An 18924-nucleotide genomic window follows, 5' to 3' on the forward strand; every position below is an offset into this window, starting at 1 on the left:
CTTCCCCGAAACCATCTCAGCCGTGATCGCCCTACACTTCTACTCCCTCGCTGAATAAGCCTCCAAACATATCATTGGTAATTAGATTTTTCCTGTTCTCTTCATCCTTCACTTCCTTTCCCAATCATCGACGACGGCCGGCACGCACATTATTGCCGCTTTCGCGTTCACCACCGCCCATCCTGGTCAGCACACACTCGAACCACATTCCGACAACCGGCAAGCCTTCCAAAAAATCATCCAGGAGATATTGGATCGCCCGCGGCGCCGGCGTTAGGATAAGACATCGAAAGACAGAGAAAGACCTGGAGACATCAGAAAAGAAAGCATTGTCGCGGGTAGGGATTGGCACCCCGTTACTCCCGCAGCGGTAAACATCGAAAGGCGCTTTCATGACTTCCGTGTCTGTTGAAGCTTGGGCACACGGCGACGGCTGGCTGTCCGTGGACACGCAAGAGTGGATCAACGATCGTGGTGAGTACGCGGCCGATCTCACCGACGACCTGCGCGAGTGGATGGACGCCCACGGTCACCATTGGCCGCATGACGAGGTGATCGCCGCGTGGATCACCGACCGTACGGGCGAGCCCCCCGCCGGGCTGCACGGCGACGGCGAAATGTGGCACCACAACCTCGTCAACTTCTCCGACCACCTCATTGACGATCTCGGGTTCGTGGTGCTGTCGTCGGCCAGGTTCGGCGACTTGATGGTCACCGTGGCCGACTACCTCGGCCACTACGTCTCGCCGACCGTCTACCGCTCCACCGTGGATGGTCTGGAGGAGTGGGCCGAGTACACCACCGCCGAGGGTGAGTGCGCGAACGGACACCGGTGGTGCACACAAGACACCGTGCACCTGCACTCGTGGAACGACACGGATATGACCACCTACCGCGTGTCTGACCGTGTCCGTGTGCCGTTCGGCGACCGCGACCGCGCCTATGCGGCCTGCCCGAAGTGCGGCAAGGCCGTGCGGTTCGCCAGCTGACTCCTGCCCCAGTTCTCGCTCGGCCGGCCGCGCCCGATGCGTCGCGTGCTGCGGCTGGCTGCTCCGCCCGCCCTTTCATGATCTTCGCTTGGTGAGGTGTGCTGTGTTCGTCCTGTCCTTGAACGGAGAGATGATCTCCACCGACGTCGACAACGACTCTTCGATCATCACCGTCGAGAACGCCGACGACACCATGTGGCAATGCGCGGCCTGCGGTGGGGCTCTGTCGGAAGAACCCGACGGTTACGCCGACGAATCCGGCTCGCAGATCTGTGATGCGTACGACCCGTACGACGATCCCGAAGTCGACGACATCGACACCGCGCCGGACTTCCGCGAGGGCCCGCACCGCGCGGAACGGGTGCCGCTTTCATGGGCCAACTCCGCCGCGATCCACACCGATCCCGCCGAAGACTCGATCACGGTCACGGTGTCAGTCGGTGATCCGCGCGGCGCGTTCGCGTTCACCCTGCGCCGCATTCCCGACGACGCACCGACCAACGGCGGCCGGCTGATCATGCACACCCCCTACCCGGGTCAGCCTCTGCCGCACGCCGATCTCACCGAGGACCACACCGGAACCTACTGGGTCGGCTGACTTGTTCCCGGGAGCCGGCGCTCTTGAACATTTCCGTACTGTTCACCGGGGCCGGCGGGTGCGCTTGTCGGCCCCTGCTAAGCCCTTGCGTCCGCCGTAGTCCTGACGGCGGTGCCGGGAGCGGTCATCTCCCAGCACCACCCCACCCAGGAAAGCGCATGGCCACCTGCCGACTATCCAACGTGGTGAGAAGACGGTGAGTCGTCGAGCCATCAACGCGCCGCGGTTCCCGACTATCCTCAATGGAGTGATGAGCGTTGTCCGGATTGGTTCTACTGATCACACATCTGGCTGCCTTGCAGTACGCGCGCGGAGTGCACCGGGTCACGTACCTGTCACACGAGCGCATCCGAGATGACTGGGAACGAGCGGTGCTGGAGCTCGTCGACGCGCTGGCCGCGCCCATGCTGGTGTTGCGAAAGCAAATATTGACGTTGCCGGCGTACGCGCCACTGATGGTCGCGGTACTCGACCCCGACTCGTCGGGCGAGGTGGGCAGGGTCACGCGTGCGAGCCTCGGCGTGGCAGGCGCAGCGGCCGGCGCACACCCGGCCTGGTCAATGCGCGCCGCACACTCCAGCATGCTCGATACCAAGCACCCGCCGCCGTGCTGCACAGCATCGAGCTGCTCAATCATCCCCGTACGTGCGTGCTCGGTGGCCACGCCGACGACCCCGAAGTGTGGTTGCACAGCGGCCTGCCGCGCCACGCCGCACGTCCACGCGCAGGTTGCCGGGCGTACCCGGCACGCCGACCTGATCGACGCGGTCACCGCCAGTTGCCCGAGCGTGATCGGAGTCGCCCGGGCCGGCACATTCGGCGAGTTCCCAAACGTGGATGCCCAGCCCACCGATACCCACCATCACCGACGGCTGTGGGACGTGGTCACCCGGTACCGGACACACGGCGCGCAGCGAACCACACCGCCGGCCTGACCAGCACCGTCACAACAACTGCACAGCGAGCGTCACGGGGATATGCGCCGGATCGGTGAGCTACCCTGGCCATGCCTCCCTTCGGGAAGGCAGCCCTTTCGGGGGTTTACCGCAGGCCGGCGGACCGTGCCAACACCCCGTTTTCGGGGGTGGGTCCGCCGGCCCTTTTACTGCCCGGCTTTCCGTGCCGCTCGCGTCGCGACTGCAACCACGCACCATGACGATCATTGTGCGCAAGATCGGTGCCGCACCGCCGGCCCGTACCGGCCCGCGCGAATACACCAAAGCCATTGATCCGAATCTGCCCGTCGCATCCCTCCGTTTCCGTACCTCGTCCGCTTGTTCGTCTGGGAGGCCACTCATGAAAACTGGTTGTGAGCGCCCGTATCAGAGCATGATCGCCGCCGCAGGAGCGGTGCGCCGTCTCCCCGAAGACACCTCGACATGGCATGTGCGCCAGCTGGCTACTGAACAGGCCCACGCAGTGTTCAGTCTCGACGCCCGCATGCGTGCTGGGCTGACCCCGCCCCGTGTTTGGGAGCCCACCGCGCACGCCAACGACCCGCACGAGGTGTCCGAGTCAGGTGACCGCAATGACCCGGGCGACAGCGCCCACCTCCATTTCGTACTCGGCTCCCCGTACTTCATGACGTGACGTTCCCAAACCCACCACTCTCAACATCGCACGAGTACCCGACTAGCATCCTAGGAACGCCGGCGTCGGATTCTGCCGTCACATTCACCCACTTCCAGTTTTCACTCCTTCCCATTTCTTATTGAGCACGTGCGCGGCGACATCAGCGCCAGTATGACTAATCAAGAGGATTGATCATGAGCCGTTCCGTCAAGCATCGCCACATGCATCGCGATCCCGGCCAGCATGCCGTTGCGATCGCGCAAGCCGTCGACACGGCCTGGAACAAATCCCATCACTCTGGGCGCCGTGACGTGGCCTTGTCCGTGGTCGCCGCGCTTTCCCTGGTCGCACAGCACGATCCGGACGGCCCGGACCTCGCTGGACAACTGCGCACGCAAAGCTCGGAAGATTTCACCGGCACACTGCGGAAGATCTACACCGCGTTGGTCAACGCTCGCCCCGACCTGACCCACCTGGTCTACCCGCTGATGGCGTGGATCTTCGACGAACCGGACACAGCCGTGCAGCAGGCAGCCAAGCACACGGCCGACGCCGCCCTGCGCGAAGGTCAGCTCGCACTAACCGGCACCGACCGCCGCTTCGACACTGATCTGTTGGGCATCGTGCTCACCCTGCTTACTGATGTTGAACTCGTGATGGCGGGTGGTGGATCATGGCTCGGTGCTCAGTCCGGTCTCGGTCAGGCAGCCGTGAAGGAGATGCGGTCGGTACTGGATCTTCTTCAGCTTGCGTTTGAGGACACGGACCAGGTGGTCGAGGTTGGCGGCGGCGAAGTTGGCTAACGATCGCTTGACCAGTGACCAGATTCCCTCCGTGGGGTTGAGGTCCGGGGCGTAGGAGGGCAGGTGGAACACCGTCAGCCAGTCCTTGTTCTCGGTGATGAAGGCGGTGAGCTCGCCGGTGAGATGGACGTTGAGGTTGTCCCAGACCCACACCAGCGGTGCGTCGAGCTGGCGGTGAACCCAGAGGATCAAGTCGCGGTAGTCGGTCCAGGCGAAGCTGCGGCGCTCACCCTCGCGGCCGCGCCACAGGCGCAGGCGGTAGAAGAAGCGCGGTCGCGCTCCGGGCCGGAAGCACACCACACCGGCCACCGAGACCGAGCCTCGGCCACCACCACGCACCCGCATGACGGGAGTCTGCCCGCGGGGCGCCCAGGTGCGTCCTTTCGGCGGCCTCAGCCCTTGCCCCGCCTCGTCTTCGAAGCAGAGGTAGGCGCCCAGGTCCGCCGCGGTGGTTTTATCCGCGGCCACACCTCGTTCTTCCACACCTCGATCGCCGCGTCGTTGCGTTCGATCGCCCGATGCGCGGGCACCTGGGCGGACCAGCCGTGGCGACGCAACAGCTTCCAGACTCCCTGGACGGTGTAGCCGACGTGGAACAGCCGCCTGATCAGCGTCTTCACCCGAGCCAGCGTCCAACCCTGGCCCTCGTCCCAGCCCTGCGCCAGCGGCCCACGCATCAGCTGCTGTTCCAGGCGGTTCCACTGCGCGGGCGCCAGCCGCTCGGTCGACATCGGCCCCTGGGAGCGCAGCGCCTCCAGGCCGCCCTCACGCCAACTCCGGCGCCACTTCTCCACCTGCCGCACACCCACCCGCAACTCCGCGGCGACATCAGCGGTCTTCTCACCCCGCACGAACCGCGCACCGGCCTCCAGCCGCACCCGCTCGCGGGCCTGCTGCTCTCTCGGTGTCAGCCCGCCACCCTGCGCATACCTCATCCACCGGGCATACCGCAACGATCATGGACAGTCACGACCCCGCCATCACCGGTTCAATCTCAGTAAGTCCCACAGCGCAGGCCGAGCAAACGCACAGATCTACACCCCCACGGCGGTCGCGGACATGATGGCGCGAATGACCACGCCACACGAGGGTGACACGGTCCAAGACCCGGCCGTCGGCACCGGCGGGCTGTTCCGCGCCGCCGCCCAAGCCATGCGCGAACAGGGCCGAGACCCCGCCACCGTTTCCTGGTACGGCGCCGATATCGACGACCTGGCGATCGCTGCCTGCGCGATCAACAGCGTGCTGTGGGGACTCGGTCCCCGGGTGGTGCTGTGCGTGGCCAACACGCTCGCCGAGGGCGACTGGGCGAGTCGCGCTGAAGCCCAACGAACCGAGATCCTGCAGCTCGCCGAGACCATCCGGCGCGACAAGCTGATGATCCACGCTTTTCGTACCGCCCAGAAGATCACTGACACTATCACCGAGAGCGCCCAAGCGCTTGATCACGAGTAGTGTGGTTCGTGGCTGCGTATTCTCGGTGCACCCACGCACGCTGATTGCTTTGTTTCATCGCGAGCTTCCACACCGCTTGGGCGGAGGCGTTGGCGGTGTCAGACGCTGCGCAGCACCGAGACGACGATGCCCAGGACAACGGCACTGTCGCCGTCGATGACGTCGTAATCCGGGTTGCGCGGTTCGAGGTAGACGTGGCCGTTTCGGCGGCGATACACCTTGACGGTGGCCTCGTCATCGATCATCGCGGCGACGATCTGTCCCGAGTGGGCCTCGGGCTGCTGTCGCACCACGACGATGTCGCCATCACAGATGGCAGCATCAATCATCGAGTCACCGCGCACACGCAGACCGAACACGTGACCGCGCCCGGTCAGTTCACGGGGCAACCTCAGCACGTCGTCGACATGTTCCTCGGCCACGATGGGGCTTCCCGCCGCGATATCGCCGACCACGGGCACGGTCACCGAGCCCTCGGACGGCTCCCGCTTCTGCGGCTCCTGCAGGAACATGCGCACGTCGATCGGCCGGGACATCGTGGTACTGCGCCGGAGAAACCCCTTCTCCTCCAGGCTCGTCAAGTGTTTGGACACCGACGATGACGACCGCAACCCGACAGCATCGGCGATCTGGCGCGTGCTTGGCGGATACCCGTACCTGACCACCCAATCCCGGATCGCGGCCAGGATCCGCTGCTGACGTGGCGGCAGGATCGAGGTGTCCAGGTGCTCGAACGCAAGATCATCGCAGGCGGCCACCCACAGAATGGTAAAGGTCGGCATCGGCGATCGACCCACCGGGGCAACCCTGTGCGGTGTTTCTTCTGTCCCTGGCCTGTGGTCTTGCTCGGAGGCTCCGGCACGCTCCTGGATGGTCCGGTTCGGGCCGCTTCGCAGCGGCTACCGAGCTGGACGGGTGGCGCCCGCGTAGTCGTCGCCCGGCCAATGGATGTTGCCGACTTGGACAGGTTGCCCGAAGTCTGGTGCGTGGATCATCTTGCCTGCGCCGATGTAGAGGCCGACGTGGTGGATGTTTCCTGGTGTGCCGTAGAAAACCAGGTCTCCCGGTGCGAGTGGTGCTTCCTTGGGTAGCAGTGGTACCGCGTCATACTGGGTCTGTGCCGTTCTCGGGAGGTTGATTCCGGCTGCTTCGTAGGCGGCCTTCGTCAGTCCCGAGCAGTCGAAGCCGGTGTGTCCGTGGTCGGGTCCGTTGCCTCCCCAGACGTAGGGCAGTCCGAGTTGTCCTTGGGCGTAGTTCACGGCCTGTTGTGCTTGGGGCGAGGCGGCGGTGTCGGTCCCGGAGTTGCGTGCTGCTTGCTTGTACTGGGTTGCTTGGTTGAGGACTTGGCTGACGTACCAGTCGGCGTGGTTGTAGGCGAAAATGGCACCGTAGAGATCGCGTCCGTCGCGGGCCCCATTGCCGCACAGGTAGAACGCGGCTGCGTAGATGGCGTCGTGCGGGTTATAACGCGACGGCGGGGTGCTGCCGCCGGGCGGGATGGGGTGCCGCGCCACCACGGAGTCGAACGTCGGCTGGAGGAACTGCATCGGCCCCCCGGCCCCGGCGAAGTTCTCTCCACTATGTACGCCTGGTGCGTTGAGTCGGCCGTGATTGGTTTCGATCTTTCCGATGGCTGCGAGGATGCTCCAGTCCAGTCCGGGGCAGGTGGCGGCGGCTTGCTGGTAGAGGGCGAGGTAGTTGCTGGGGATGTCGGCCAGGGCGGCGTGGCTGGGCTGACTGGCGTTCGCGGAATCACCGCCGCCGAAGAGAGCGGAGACGATCCCGGCCACGCCTGCGGCCACCAGCACGATCAGCCCGACAGCGGTGCCGAGGACCGTGGTGGCGAGCTTGAGCATGCAGGCATCACTCCGCGGGTTTCCAGGTCAGGTCGTGACGGGTGAAGGGCGGCATCGGCGTTGGGGGGCTGAGCCGGGGTACCGGGTTGGTCTGGGAGGAGCCAGGGGTTGTGCCGGTGCTGGGGGTGGGGTCGTCGAGGTGGGGCCAGGTGGTGTGCAGCTCGATCAGTCGGTAGCGCCCGGCGTGGTGGTGCGACAGGGGGAGCCACACCTGGGCCGAGGCCGTGCCGGCGCGGTTCAGTTCGTCCGTTGTGGTGGTCGCGATGGGCAGGTGGTGCGGGCGGGGCTGGGTGCGGAGGTGCTCGGTGAGCAGTCGGCGGGCGTGGGCTTCGCGTTTGACGGTGGCGAATACCGCCAGTAGTGGGGTGACGATGTGGGTGGTGGCGGCGAGGGCGACGTAGCCGGGGAGTTTCGCCACGAACCGGGAGAGCTGGTAGCTGCCGGTGTCCCACTCGAGGAACCATTCGATCTCGCGGCCGGCTTCGCGCCAGCGGCCATATCCGTCGGGCCGCACGAGGTCGCCGAAGTGCCGGGTGCAGCGGGCTTCGGACCACCAGGCGGTCACCGCGCGCCCATCGGTGTGGGCACGGGCGTCGGCGATCAGTCCGGTGAACAGGCTGTTGAGCCCGTGCAGGTGCGCCAGGCGCAACGAGTAGGCAATGCCGATCGAGCGTTCGGCTCGAAACCCTAGGTCGCGGGGGTCGATGCCGTCCTCGTGTGCCAGCAGGTGGGCACCGGTGGTGTCGAGCACGTAGAACATCGGTGCCCGGCCGCGTCCAATGTAGGGCTGGAAACGGTCCAGCACCCGCCACTGATACAGCCGCTTCAGTCGGTAGTTGGCTGCGCGTCGGGTGGGGAAGGCGAGCTGAGTGATCTGGGTGGAGGTCAGGGTGCGGTGCTCGGCGAGCGTCCGGGCGATCCACCGGTCCCGGATGGTCAGGTGCGCGGCGACCCTGGCCTGGTGTTCGGCCGAGGTGGCCTCGCGGGCGCTGGCGCGGGCGGGGATCGGCGCACGCAGGTCGCGTTGCGGTGTGGCGGCGTCGAACACGAACACTCCTTTCGACGGGTTCAGCGGGTGAGGCAGAACGTGAGCGGGGCAGGCCAAGGCCAGGTAGTGGGCGTGGCCTGCCCCTGTTCGAGTGCGAGAAGGTGGTCAGGCGGCGCGGCGCGGATCAGTCCCGGTGACCTGCGGTTCGGTCTGCTTGCGTGCCGTCTCGTCGGTCTGGCCCGGCAGCGGTTGGGTGTGGCGTGCGGCGGCTTCGCGCACCATGCGGGCTCGGCCGCGGACCGCAGGGGGCAACGGGCGGGTGGTCACGGTGAAGGGTTGGGTTTCTTCCCCGTTGACGACCAGCCGGGCGGCGGCGTGGAACACGCCGAGGTGGGCTAGGTCGTGTTCGCTGATCCGGGGCCCGGTGTGCCGGGCCAGCTCGCGGGCGTCCTCGGGGGAGGCGTTGAAGAAGATTTTCGACCGGGCGTTGGTCGAGATGCCTTCCTTGAGGTCCCGGGGAAGCTGTCCGAGGTGTTGGTGGGCCAGCGTCATCGACAGCCGATATCCTCGTGCTTCGGCCAACATGTCGTCGATCGCGTATGGCATATTCAAGAAGTTGTGCGCTTCATCGACGTACAACCCGGCGTCCCGCCGTTCGCGTTGCGGGAGTGCGGCGCGGGCGGTGGTGGCCTGCCATGCCTGGGCCACGATTAGCGAGCCGAGCAGGCGGGTGGTGTCCTCGCCCAGGCTTCCTTTGGGGATGCGGGCCAAGCACAGCCCACCGTCCAGCACCGTCGACATGTCTACTGTGGACCCACCGGCGGCGATGGCCTTGACCACGAATGGCCTTAGCAAAAATGCCCGCAACTTGTTCAGGAGTGGGGCGGTCGCCTGTGCCCGAGCGGCGTCGGAGAGCTGATCGTACCAGTCCCAAAAGCCCCGTAGCGTGGCGTCCTCCTGGACTTTCTCGCGGTGTCGTGCGCGGGTGGCGGGATCGGTGAGCAGCTGCGGCAGTGTCGCCAAGGTCGGCGACTCCGAGGCCGCGCGCAGGGTCAGGCACCCGGCCCGCAGAATGTCCTCCGTGCGCGGCCCCCACGCCTGTGAGAAGACTCTGCCGAATACGGAGACGAGGTTGTCCACGGCCGTCTCCTTTGGCCCCTCCAGCGGGTTCAGGCACGGGACCGGGCCGCGGGCGTCGGCGTCGAAGAGCACCACCTTGTCCGCGGCGTGTTCGGGCAGGCGTTGCAAGACGTCGGTGATCAGGTCCCCCTTAGGGTCGATGACCACCGCGCCCCGTCCGTGTTCGGCATCGGCGAGGATCATCCGCGCCAAGATCGTCGATTTGCCCGAGCCGGTGGCGCCGAGCACGTGTAGGTGATGCCGGGCGTCGGAAACCTGCAACCCGACCGGGCGGGCGTGGCCGGTGTCGGAGACGCCGACCGGCCGGATCAGCTCCCCCTCGGTGGGGGTATTCGGCGGAGGCGGCACTGCCCGCGCGCCCGCCCGGACGAGACCGGGCAGCGCTTCATCGGTCGGTAGGTGCGCGATGGCGGCCAGTTCGGGAACCGAAAGCAGGTCCCCCCGACGAAAGCGGCGCCGGGCCATCGCCTGCTCGGGCTCGCGCAGTCGCTGGCGGCGGTAGTGGTTGTGTTCGGTGTACCCGGAGAACGCGCTGGCGATCGCGTGCGCCCGGCCGCGCAATTGGTCGCGCACACGCCCCACCTGCTCGGAGGATGTCTCCATCGGAACGGTCGCCGACACCGCGTACCGGATCAGCGTCTCCCACTGCGCTCCACGTTGTTTCGCCACGATGGCCCGGTTCTGTGCCTGAAACTCCAGCAACGTCTGCGGGTCCGGCTTCGGCTGTCCGCTTCGTGCCGACGGTGCTTTCGGTGTAGCCCCTGGCGTGACCAGGTCCAACAGCCGGCCAACCGGCCGGGTCGAGCGACCCGCGTGCAGGTGTCGCGCCGCACGGCGGGCCTGCTTGGCTCGGCGGCCCGTCACCGGGCGGGCAAGCACCTGCACGCACGCCGCCTCGTGCACACCGAGCCCGGTGGGTGCGCCCCACAGCGCGCGGATCGGGTCGGCGTCGAAATCCGTCCGGATGGGCAGCGCCTCGGTGCGGGCCAGCCGCAACACACCCCCGGTGACCAGCTGGCGGCGCCCGGCCTGGGGTTTCACGGGCAGCGGCGCACTGGCCTGTTCGGTGCGGGTGTGTGCCCCCGGCCAGGCCGCCTCCACGGCCCGCTCAACCATCCCCGGGGGTACCGTACCCGGCACCCACAGCCGGATGGCCACACCGTCGTGGCCAAAGACGTACTCCCACGTCAGGTGGGGCTGTCCGCTGGCCAGGCGAGTCCACATCGGGCGCAGGAGGCCAACGAGGTTGGACCACACGGCGGGTGCTCCGTCGAAGTCGACCGTCGGGGGAGCCAGGATCGTCACGACCCGGGCCTGGTCGTGGAGCCGGTCCTGGCAGCGGTCGGACCACCAGCGCCGCGCTGCGAACAATCCGCCGATCACGGTCAGGATGACGGGCCCGACGATCGGCCCCCAGACGTACAGCCAGGACCACCCCGCGTCCAGTGCCGATCGGAGGGCACCCCACGGATCGGTCAGCAGCCTGCCGATCGGACTGTCCACAATAGCTGGTTCCAGCAGCAACACGTGCGTCAACCTCCTGGGTGCGACGGTGGCGAGCGGAGACGGAGTGGGCTATGCAGCTTGCCGGCCGCCGCTGTGGCGTGCCTGACGGCGAACGGAGGGCGCAGTCGTAATTGAGCGCAGCGCGGCCGTGCTGCGCCGGGCCTGGCGTTCGGCATCCACCTCGGCCTGCCACTGGGAAAACCTGCGACCGTCCAAGCGGCGCAGGAAATGAGGGATGCGGTTCGCCGGCACGCCCACCCAGCGAGGACCCAGCACGGCCAACAAGTCCGAGGCTTCCTGCGAGGACCATCCGGCCGTGCGAATCGACTCCTCGTCCGGAACACATCAGCCACCCGGTCCACACTTGGGTCCAGCAGACGATCTTGGGTGCCGCCGTAGCTGTAGACCCAGAGGAAGTTCCCCGGCGGGTTCGGCTCGGCCAGTTTCTGAAGCGTCGAAATTCCTTGGTATAGGCGTAGAAGTTGGTGTCCGGACGTTGGCGCATGATGCGCAGCCATCGGATGGTGTAGTCGTCGGAGAAGAAGTCGCCGGCGTCATGCACTCTGATCCAGCGGCCAGCGAACTTAGGTGCAGCGAGTTCGGCGAGCATGGCTTGTTCCCAGCCGTCCGGATCGTCGAGCACGAACGTCAGATTCGCCTCATGTTTGGCGCGCACCGCGGGCCAGGTGTAGGCGCCGTGGCGGGCATAGCAGACTCGGGCGCAAATCCCGGCGGACGGGCAGGTGATCTGTGTGCGGCCGTCGGCCAGTCGAGCGGCCAGGGCGGGAAGCGTCCAGTTGTAGACGCCGATCTGCTTCATTTCCCGATTCTGTGTCAGTAGCCGCTGCGGACGCCTCGGCTGTCGCCTGGGCGCGGATGCGGGCGTGGGTGCAGACATAGGCGTACCCCCAAGAAGAGAGGAGAATGCGAGACGCGGCAGCCAAGCAGGAAGCGGGGCGGGAAAGCAGCGACTGCCGTAGACGTGCGCGCCCCGGTTCCGGCGAGGCGCGGTGGCGCGGTCAGGCTGGCTCGTTGGAGCCTGAGCTGGGATCGCCGGTGTGCTCCGTCGTGTTCGGTCGACGGTGTCGTTGTTCGCGTTGGCGCCGGTAATGGTCCAGGTTGATGATCTCGGTGGTGACGCCTTCGGAGGACACGGTTGCGAGCTGGGCGTACTCGGTGCTGCGGTGGTGGCGTATGCGCTTGGCACACGCGCGGATCAGACCCCGAGCGCCGATGTACACGAGGCCGCCGAGGTAAACCCCGAACATGGTCACGACGGCGCAGGCGATCCAGACCACCGCCATCAGCGCGACGGCCAGGGCGAAGGCAGGCAAGAAGTCGAAGGCGAAGGTGGGTACGAGCGTTGAGACGGGGGTGTGATCAGCAGTAACATGGATGGGCACAGGCCTTCCTCCCTGCTGGATTAGTCGTCGAGAACGAGGTCGTCGGCGGCGGCCGAAGGGTCCGCGTTGTCGGCGGCGGTGTCGTTGGCCATGGCGGCGAGTTCGGCCGGGTCAGTTGTGATCAGCTGGTGCTCGGCATTGGACGCGATGGCTTGCAGGGCGACTCGCTGAGTCCCGCTGCACAAGAGACCCTGTCCCGTGTTTGCCGAGAGTAAGAACTGTCGCTCGCCTTCGGAGAGCGCGAAGGTGCGCACGATGTCGTCGATCGCTTGGGGTGCTTGGCGCAGCAAGATTTGGGTGGCGGCGTTGCTGATGATCGCTTTTCCCAGATCTGAGCCGAGCACGTCACCCACGTCTTGGGTGGCCACGGTCAACCCGGCCCAGTGCTTGCGGGCGCTTTTGGCCATGCGCCACAGGAACTCTGCGCCGGCTCGTTGCTGCATGAGCAGCCAGGCTTCGTCGACCACGCAGAGCCTCGGTCGCCGGATGGCGGGGTTGGACACACGACGCCACACCGCGTCCAGCGTCAGCAGCGTGCCCGCAGGTTTCAGCTCGTCCGGGAGGTTGCGCAGGCTGAACACCAGCAGGTGTCCTTCGGGCGGGGTCGTGGTTGGCCCGTTGAACAGGCCTGAGAACGCGCCGTGGGTGAACGGGTGGAGTCGGCTGGCCAGATCGCGGGCGGTGTTGTTGTCGGAGGTGTCCAGCACGGTGCGCAGGTCGGTCAGCAAGGGTGCTTGGCGTGTCCAGGTGCGCACGTCTTCGGTGATTCCGGCCGCACGGTAGGTGTCGGTGACCGCGTGGTCCAGCACGGCCCGCTCGCGGGCACTCAAGGACTGTCCGAAGAGGACAGATAGAAGTGTGTGTTGGAACAGGCTGCGCCGGGACAGCGCGTCGGCCGGAGCCGAGCGGCGCCCATCGGGCCGGGTGTGGATCGGCAGGTCGAGTGGGTTGATCCGTATCCCCTCGTTGCCCAAGGGGAAGTAGGTGCCCCCGACGGCGCGGGCCAGGCGGGCGTACTCGTCCTCGGGGTCGATGATCGCGAGTTCCACGCCCTGGTACAGGCTGCGGAGCGCTTCGAGCTTGACCAGGTAGCTCTTGCCGGCCCCGGAGCGGCCCAGGATCACCGCGTTGTAGTTCTCGCAGCTGAATCGGTCCCAGTGCACGAGTCCCTGAGAGCCGAGGTTCCAGCCGTAGAGCACGCCGCGGGCGGCCGCGGCCGAGGTGACATCCGGCGGGGGGAGGTCCGGCGAGGTGAACGGGAACGCCGCGGACAGGGCTGCGGTGTCGAAGGTGCGCGTCATGGCAATCTGGTCCAGGCCCATCGGCAGCGTCGTGATCCATCCCTGCAAGGACCGGTAGGTGGTGGGCTTGGCGTCTACGAGCAGGCTGGCGGTCAGCGCGCGGAGCGCGCTGACCTCCTCGATCAGTTCGGCCTCGGAGCGGGCATGGACGGTGAGGTACAGGCCCACCCGGAACAGGCGGCCCTCGCCGCGGGCAAGCCGGTCGGACAGGTCGTAGGCGTCTTCGGTGCTGGTCTCGATGGTGGGGTCGACCAGCCTGCCGCGAGCGGCTGTGTGGCGCCGGGTGGATTCGAGCTTGCCGAGCTGCTTGCGCAGCCGTTCGGCGGCCACCTGGGGGTCGATCGGTTCGATGTGCAGGGACACGTCCAGCCGGGCGGGGTGCGTCAGCAGAGGTTGCAACCAGCCCGCGTGGACTTCCCGGGGATAGCCGGTGATGGCGAAGGAGGCCACCCATTCGTCGCCGAGCTGCAGGTGACGCGGGTGGATCTCGACCGCGTCTGGCACGAAGGCACTGGAGGGGGTCGAGGGAGTACGGCGCCGGTTCCGGGTGAGCATCACAGGCTGTTCTCCTCGGTGTCGAAGTCCCAGTCGGGGCCGGCGGTGGTGATCACCTCGTGGGCGCCGGCCATCTCCGGTGAGGGCGGGAGCGGGCTGTCCGGGTTGCTGGCAGCGGTGAGCACGGCCGTGGCCTGGGCGGCGTCCAGCGGTGTGACGTCGATCCCGGCCGGGGACAGCAGCTCGCTGGCTTCGTGCATGCGCCGGAGCAGTCGGGAGGCCGCCGCCCGCCATGCCCCGGCTGTCTGCGCGGGCGCGGTGGTGCGGCGACGGCCCAGTCCCGGTCGCCTCCGCTTGGCCAGCGTGTCCGTGGGTGCGCTGCGGACGGGTTCGCGCAGGACCAGCAGGATCTGCCGGCGGAGCAGTTCGGCCTGCTGGCCAAGCGCGTCGAGATAGTCGGCGTGGTCGAGGGCGGCGGTCTCCAATGCCGGGTGCGGCAGGCCCGCCGCTCGGTCGGACAGCTCGGCGATCTGCTCGGAAAGATCCAGGCGCTGGGCGCGAACGAGGATCTGTACCGGCGCGGAGAGGCTGTGCAGGTACCGCCCGAATGCGGCCGTCAACGCCTCCTGCTCAGCGGGGGTTCGGAGCTGGAAGTTGACCGTCGAGCAGGCAGCGATGAGCGCGAGACCGTCCGACCCGAGATCAACCACCCCGGCCTCGTTGACCCCGGTAGCCGGTAGTTCCAGCCCGCCGGCCGCCGGCTGGTCGGCATCGTCGGCGACACCGGTCAGCCAGTCCGGGACGGCGGTCGGTGCGTGCCCGGCCGCCACCCGCCGCGCGGGCTGGAGCCGCTGACGGACCGCGGCCAGCAGCAGTCGGTCCAAGGTGATGCCGTCTCGGCGCACCACGACCAGCGCGGACACGGCCACCCCGACCGGCACCGCGACCACCAGGTACGCGACGACCGGGAGGAACGCCCGGGTGGCCAACCACCCGCCGTGGAGCACCAGGGCGGTCACCGCCATGACGGCGACTTGGCGGGCCGTGAACCCGGCCAGGATGGTGTCCTCGCGGTCCACGTCGGCCGGGATGCGCACGCTGTACTGGCTCACTTCGGCTCACCTCCTTCGCGGCGGGTGCTCGGGCGGGGTGGGGACACCTTGGGCAGGTCCAGCGGCAGGGCGTGCTGCCGCGGCGGCCGGGCACGCTTGGGCCTTGGCGGCGGGGGCGTGGGTGGCGGCTCGCTTCCCGACCGCGCCGGGTTGCGCGTGCGCTGCACGTCCAGTGGCAGCTGGTACTGACCGTCCGGACCCAACCGGGGCTTGTGTTCCGGCCATTGGCCATCGGAGGGGAACGTCAGCTGGCGTCCCCGCATCGAGGGCCGCTGCACCTCCGGTGGGGGTGGCGCTGGGGTGGGGCGGCGCACGCGGTGCGCGGTGGGCGGCAGCCGGTACCGCCCGTCACGGCTGAGTCGTGGCTGGTTGTCCGGCAACTGGCCACTGGCTGGGAACCTCCGCTGCCGCCCGTGGCTGCCCGACGCCGACGACCGAGGCTGCGGCGGCGATCCAGCCGGGCGGGTGGGCCCGAGGTGGCGTGGCACATCCAACGGCAACTCGTACTGCCCATCGCGGCCCAAGCGGGGCTTGTGCTCAGGCCATTCCCCGTCCACGGGCAGGGCCAGCTGCGTGCCCTGGCCACTCGGTCGAGGCGGTGGCGCGGGCTTCGGGTTGGAGCGCTGCGGCGGGGGCTTGGAGGCACGCTGCCGCCGGACCCGCTCCAGCGGCAGCATGTACTGCCCCGACGCCGTCGCCCGGGTCTTGGCATAGGGATCAGCCGGCCCGGACGGCCTGGGGCCACCGCGCGGCGTCGGGGCGCTCCCGCCACCACGCCCGCCCAGCAAGCCGAATGTCTTGTAGGCGAGAAAGCCCCGGACCAGCGACCCGAGAAACGACCCGCCGCCACCGCGAATCGAGCCGAGAACCCAAAACGGGATCTTGACCAGGATGTACATCAACGCCAAGGCCACGAGGAGATTCACCAACCCGTCCGTGGTCGGCCCGAAGAACGTGAACCCACCCGGCGCGAGAAAGACGAGCATCGCGGTGATCAGCGTCAGCGATTGACCCAGCTGGATCGCCAGGCAACCGGCGAAGGCTTTCCACCACCATTTTGCGATCCCCTCCGTCTGCGGGAGCGCATGGAACATCAGGGCCAGCGGTGCTCCGACGATAAGGATCACGGTCAACGCGACGCGGACGATGTAGGTCAACAAGAGCGCGACGAGCATTCCCGCAAGAAAGAGACCAATGAAGATGATGAAGAATCCGCCGTTGAGCGAACCCATCACCATTTTCTTCAGCGTTTCGGCCGAGGACTCCTCGTCGACTCCGCCCGACATGATCGCTTGCGCGAGCGCGTTGGCGAGATTGATTGCCTGGGAACTCACCCACAGCGACAGCATCCCGGCCAAGAAACCAATGACGATCCGCGGAAGGATCTCCTTGACGGAAGTCCGGGTCTGCAGGGTTTCGTAGGCCATGACGGTGATCCCGCCGATGAGGATCAAAATCCCGTAGCAGGTCAGCATGAGCTGCCAAGAGGAGTTCCACAGCTCGCCGATGCGAGGCAGTTGATCCAGCGTCGGGGTCGTCAACAGGGTGTTGGCCAGCAGATCCAACAGGCTGTTCAACGCCGGGGTGACCAGATCCCGGAAAAACGAATCGATCGCGTCGTTGACGCAGGCCGGGATATCGGTGATTCCGCACGAGGACTCCTGTGGAGAAGTCTGGCCGCTGGGCTGTCCGGGTTGGTTTCCCGACGGTGGTGGCGCCGGTGTCGCCGGCTGCGGGATGCACCCCCGTCCCTGGCACGGGGGCGGCCCGGGTTGCTGCGATGCCGACGACGACGGCGGCTCCGGTGCCGAGGGGCTGGGAGTCGGGGTGGGCTGGGCCGAGGCCGTGACCGCCCCGGCCGCCCCACCCAGAAGGCCGACGGCAAGCAGGGCGGCCACCGCAGCGCATGCGCGGCCGAAGCGGTGGCCGGCCCCGGCGGTGGGGGATGCGGTGGCCGACATGCGATCAGGCCCCCACGATCCCTTTGAGGATCTCGACCACCAGGGGAGCCAGCGCGGCCAGCGCGTAGCCGAAGCCGGCGTTCTTGAAGCTCTGCTTGGCCTTTTCGACCTCGCTGGGGTCGCCGTTAGCAAGCACGTAGCGGACCCCGCCGATGGTCAAGAAGACGGTGGCGAGCAGGGCGAGAATGCCCATGATCCAGTTGCGGATGTTGTTGAGGACTTCATCGACGGAGCGGGCCAACGCCATCACGTACGTGGTCTCGGCCGAGGCCGACGCGGTGGTGGCCAGCACCCCGGCGGCGACCAGAACCGTGGCGATGAGGACCCGGCCGGTCCGGCAACGCGGCGTGCGGCCACCGGCGGCCAGGCGAGCAGAGGGCGCGAGTGAGCGCAACGTGTGGACCTCCAGGGCTGATCAGCGGGCGACGAGCGCGAGAAGCGGGCACGGATCACCCGCGGCCCTGAAGTCCGGAATTCGGGGGCTCGTTGGACAGGCCCCCGCCACCTTTTTTCGTGACGTTCTGTGACCGCCCTGCGGTGTTGGATGCTGTGCGCGGAACGGTCTGGGAAGTGACCGCTTGACTCGGGGGGTCGCTGTCGTGGGAGCCGTCGGCCGACTCGGACAGCCAGGCGGCGAGTCGGTGTTCGGCTCGCTTGCGCATCTTGTAGGCAGCCCAGAACTCGATCTCGGCCTCGGCCGCCCACTCGTTCAGCGGGGTCTCGTCGAGTCGGGTCTCCGCGATCACCTCGGCCTCGGTCCGGGCCAGGACCCCCACCTCAACCGCACGGGCCAAGACCAGGTCCGGGTGTCCCGAGGGCGGCTTCGGTTCGGCCGAGAAGAACCCCGGAGCCTTTGGGGTGGGACCGTCCAACGCCGCGAGGAGTGCGCGGTGCCCGGCACGGTAGGCCGCCCACCGCAGCCGGATCGTGATACGCCCCCGGGTGAGGTCCACCGTCTGCAACGCGTCGAGGAAGCCGCTCACGATCTCGGCGTGGATATCGGCCGGGTCCCCGGCGTACCGGTCGGTCAGCCGGGCCGCCATCGGGGTCAGCATCGGCAGCGCGAGCCCGACGGCCACGATCGTCCACGTGCCACCCTCGGCACGGGAGCGGGTGATCACATGCCGCCACACCTGGTCCCACACCCGCCGCGGGCAGGACCGACGCAGCAGCAGATCGCGGAGTTCGTCGACGGGGATCTCACGGTTGGGCAGGTGGTCGAACAGGCGCCCATCCAGGGCAACCGGGTGGTCTCCCGCGGTCAGCCACGCAAATGCCTCACGGGCCGCATCCAGCGAGTTGGAAGGCCACTCTGCGTGCCCGGAATTCGAGGGGCTTGCCATTCCTGACTCCTCTCCAAGCGACGGTCAACGACGCCGCCGAGAAGGCCAGGCGAGGAACAGCGCCACGCACGGTTGCGCACTAAGAAGCGCTTAAGATGATCTTCTTGTTCTCAAACAAGGAGATCAACAAATACGGCTTGCCAAGATCAGCACTGCCGCGGACAGCAAGGCTGCTACCAGGGGTGTTAGTCAGCTCTTGTTCCGCTGCTGTCACCACGACAGACGGGGCAACCAGAACAAGAGAAAGAATCTTGATGAGTTACTGAGGCGATCTTGGAAGGCTGCCTGAGTGATCACGCACTCCACTCGCGGGAGGAGCTGAAAGCGATCTCGAACGACGACAAGGAGCGGTTTCAGCTACCGGACCCACGGCCGGAGAAGTCACATTTCGTTACCAGGGTT

15 protein-coding genes and 2 pseudogenes are annotated in these 18924 nt (G+C 67.3%); 5 read left to right on the forward strand and 12 right to left on the reverse strand.

What is annotated here, in order from left to right:
* The first annotated feature begins 392 nt into the window (after positions 1-392).
* The 4 genes from IEY55_RS28885 (at position 393) to IEY55_RS28900 (ending at position 3177) form a co-directional block, all read left to right on the forward strand.
* Positions 393-989, forward strand: a complete 597-nt coding sequence (locus IEY55_RS28885) for a hypothetical protein (protein WP_189061745.1) — start codon at positions 393-395, stop codon at positions 987-989.
* A gap of 103 nt (positions 990-1092) precedes the next feature.
* Entirely contained in the window at positions 1093-1587 is a 495-nt protein-coding gene (locus IEY55_RS28890) for a hypothetical protein (RefSeq protein WP_189061746.1), read from the forward strand.
* Between the two features lie 257 nt (positions 1588-1844).
* Positions 1845-2522, forward strand: a complete 678-nt coding sequence (locus tag IEY55_RS28895; RefSeq protein WP_189061747.1) for a hypothetical protein — start codon at positions 1845-1847, stop codon at positions 2520-2522.
* A 217-nt stretch (positions 2523-2739) separates the two neighbouring features.
* Positions 2740-3177: a hypothetical protein gene (locus tag IEY55_RS28900; protein ID WP_189061748.1), complete on the forward strand. Its 438-nt coding sequence runs from the start codon at positions 2740-2742 to the stop codon at positions 3175-3177.
* Positions 3178-3830: 653 nt separating this feature from the next.
* On the opposite strand, the pseudogene IEY55_RS33260 reads toward IEY55_RS28900, so the two are convergent.
* Positions 3831-4897: pseudogene (locus IEY55_RS33260) on the reverse strand (IS630 family transposase).
* Between IEY55_RS33260 and IEY55_RS28920 the strand changes: the two are divergent.
* Positions 4896-5417 (forward strand): N-6 DNA methylase, encoded by a 522-nt coding sequence (locus IEY55_RS28920; RefSeq protein WP_189061766.1) that lies wholly within the window; start codon positions 4896-4898, stop codon positions 5415-5417. The pseudogene IEY55_RS33260 and the gene IEY55_RS28920 sit on opposite strands and share 2 nt — an antisense overlap.
* Positions 5418-5515: 98 nt before the next feature.
* Here IEY55_RS28920 and lexA read toward each other — a convergent pair whose 3' ends face one another.
* The 11 genes and pseudogenes from lexA to IEY55_RS28975 form a co-directional block, all read right to left on the reverse strand.
* Positions 5516-6175, reverse strand: coding sequence for a transcriptional repressor LexA (gene lexA / locus IEY55_RS28925; RefSeq protein ID WP_189061751.1), 660 nt, complete (start codon positions 6173-6175; stop codon positions 5516-5518).
* A 141-nt stretch (positions 6176-6316) separates the two neighbouring features.
* Positions 6317-7273, reverse strand: a complete 957-nt coding sequence (locus IEY55_RS28930; RefSeq protein WP_189061752.1) for a C40 family peptidase — start codon at positions 7271-7273, stop codon at positions 6317-6319.
* A 7-nt stretch (positions 7274-7280) separates the two neighbouring features.
* On the reverse strand, positions 7281-8321 hold the full coding sequence (locus IEY55_RS28935) for a replication-relaxation family protein (protein ID WP_189061753.1): 1041 nt from the start codon (positions 8319-8321) through the stop codon (positions 7281-7283).
* Between the two features lie 105 nt (positions 8322-8426).
* Positions 8427-10928 carry a DUF8128 domain-containing protein gene (locus IEY55_RS28940; RefSeq protein ID WP_373290078.1) on the reverse strand — a complete coding sequence of 834 codons (2502 nt, stop codon included), beginning with the start codon at positions 10926-10928 and terminating at the stop codon, positions 8427-8429.
* A gap of 48 nt (positions 10929-10976) precedes the next feature.
* Positions 10977-11805, reverse strand: a pseudogene (locus IEY55_RS33155) (GP88 family protein).
* A 121-nt stretch (positions 11806-11926) separates the two neighbouring features.
* On the reverse strand, positions 11927-12310 hold the full coding sequence (locus IEY55_RS28950; RefSeq protein ID WP_189061754.1) for a hypothetical protein: 384 nt from the start codon (positions 12308-12310) through the stop codon (positions 11927-11929).
* Between the two features lie 20 nt (positions 12311-12330).
* Positions 12331-14166, reverse strand: coding sequence for a VirB4 family type IV secretion system protein (locus IEY55_RS28955; protein ID WP_189061755.1), 1836 nt, complete (start codon positions 14164-14166; stop codon positions 12331-12333).
* A complete protein-coding gene (locus IEY55_RS28960; protein WP_229686861.1) occupies positions 14166-15218 on the reverse strand; it encodes a PrgI family protein in 1053 nt (350 codons plus the stop codon). The genes IEY55_RS28955 and IEY55_RS28960 overlap by 1 nt, the downstream gene beginning before the upstream one ends.
* Entirely contained in the window at positions 15215-17179 is a 1965-nt protein-coding gene (locus IEY55_RS32365) for a TrbL/VirB6 family protein (RefSeq protein WP_229686862.1), read from the reverse strand. The genes IEY55_RS28960 and IEY55_RS32365 overlap by 4 nt, the downstream gene beginning before the upstream one ends.
* A gap of 4 nt (positions 17180-17183) precedes the next feature.
* The gene (locus IEY55_RS28970) at positions 17184-17486 is read right to left on the reverse strand and encodes a pilin (protein ID WP_229686868.1); all 303 of its coding nucleotides are present in this window, start codon (positions 17484-17486) and stop codon (positions 17184-17186) included.
* A gap of 142 nt (positions 17487-17628) precedes the next feature.
* A complete protein-coding gene (locus IEY55_RS28975) occupies positions 17629-18522 on the reverse strand; it encodes a hypothetical protein (RefSeq protein ID WP_189061756.1) in 894 nt (297 codons plus the stop codon).
* Positions 18523-18924 lie beyond the last annotated feature (402 nt).

This window comes from Longimycelium tulufanense, assembly GCF_014645795.1.
GTDB classification, from domain to species: Bacteria; Actinomycetota; Actinomycetes; order Mycobacteriales; family Pseudonocardiaceae; genus Longimycelium; species Longimycelium tulufanense.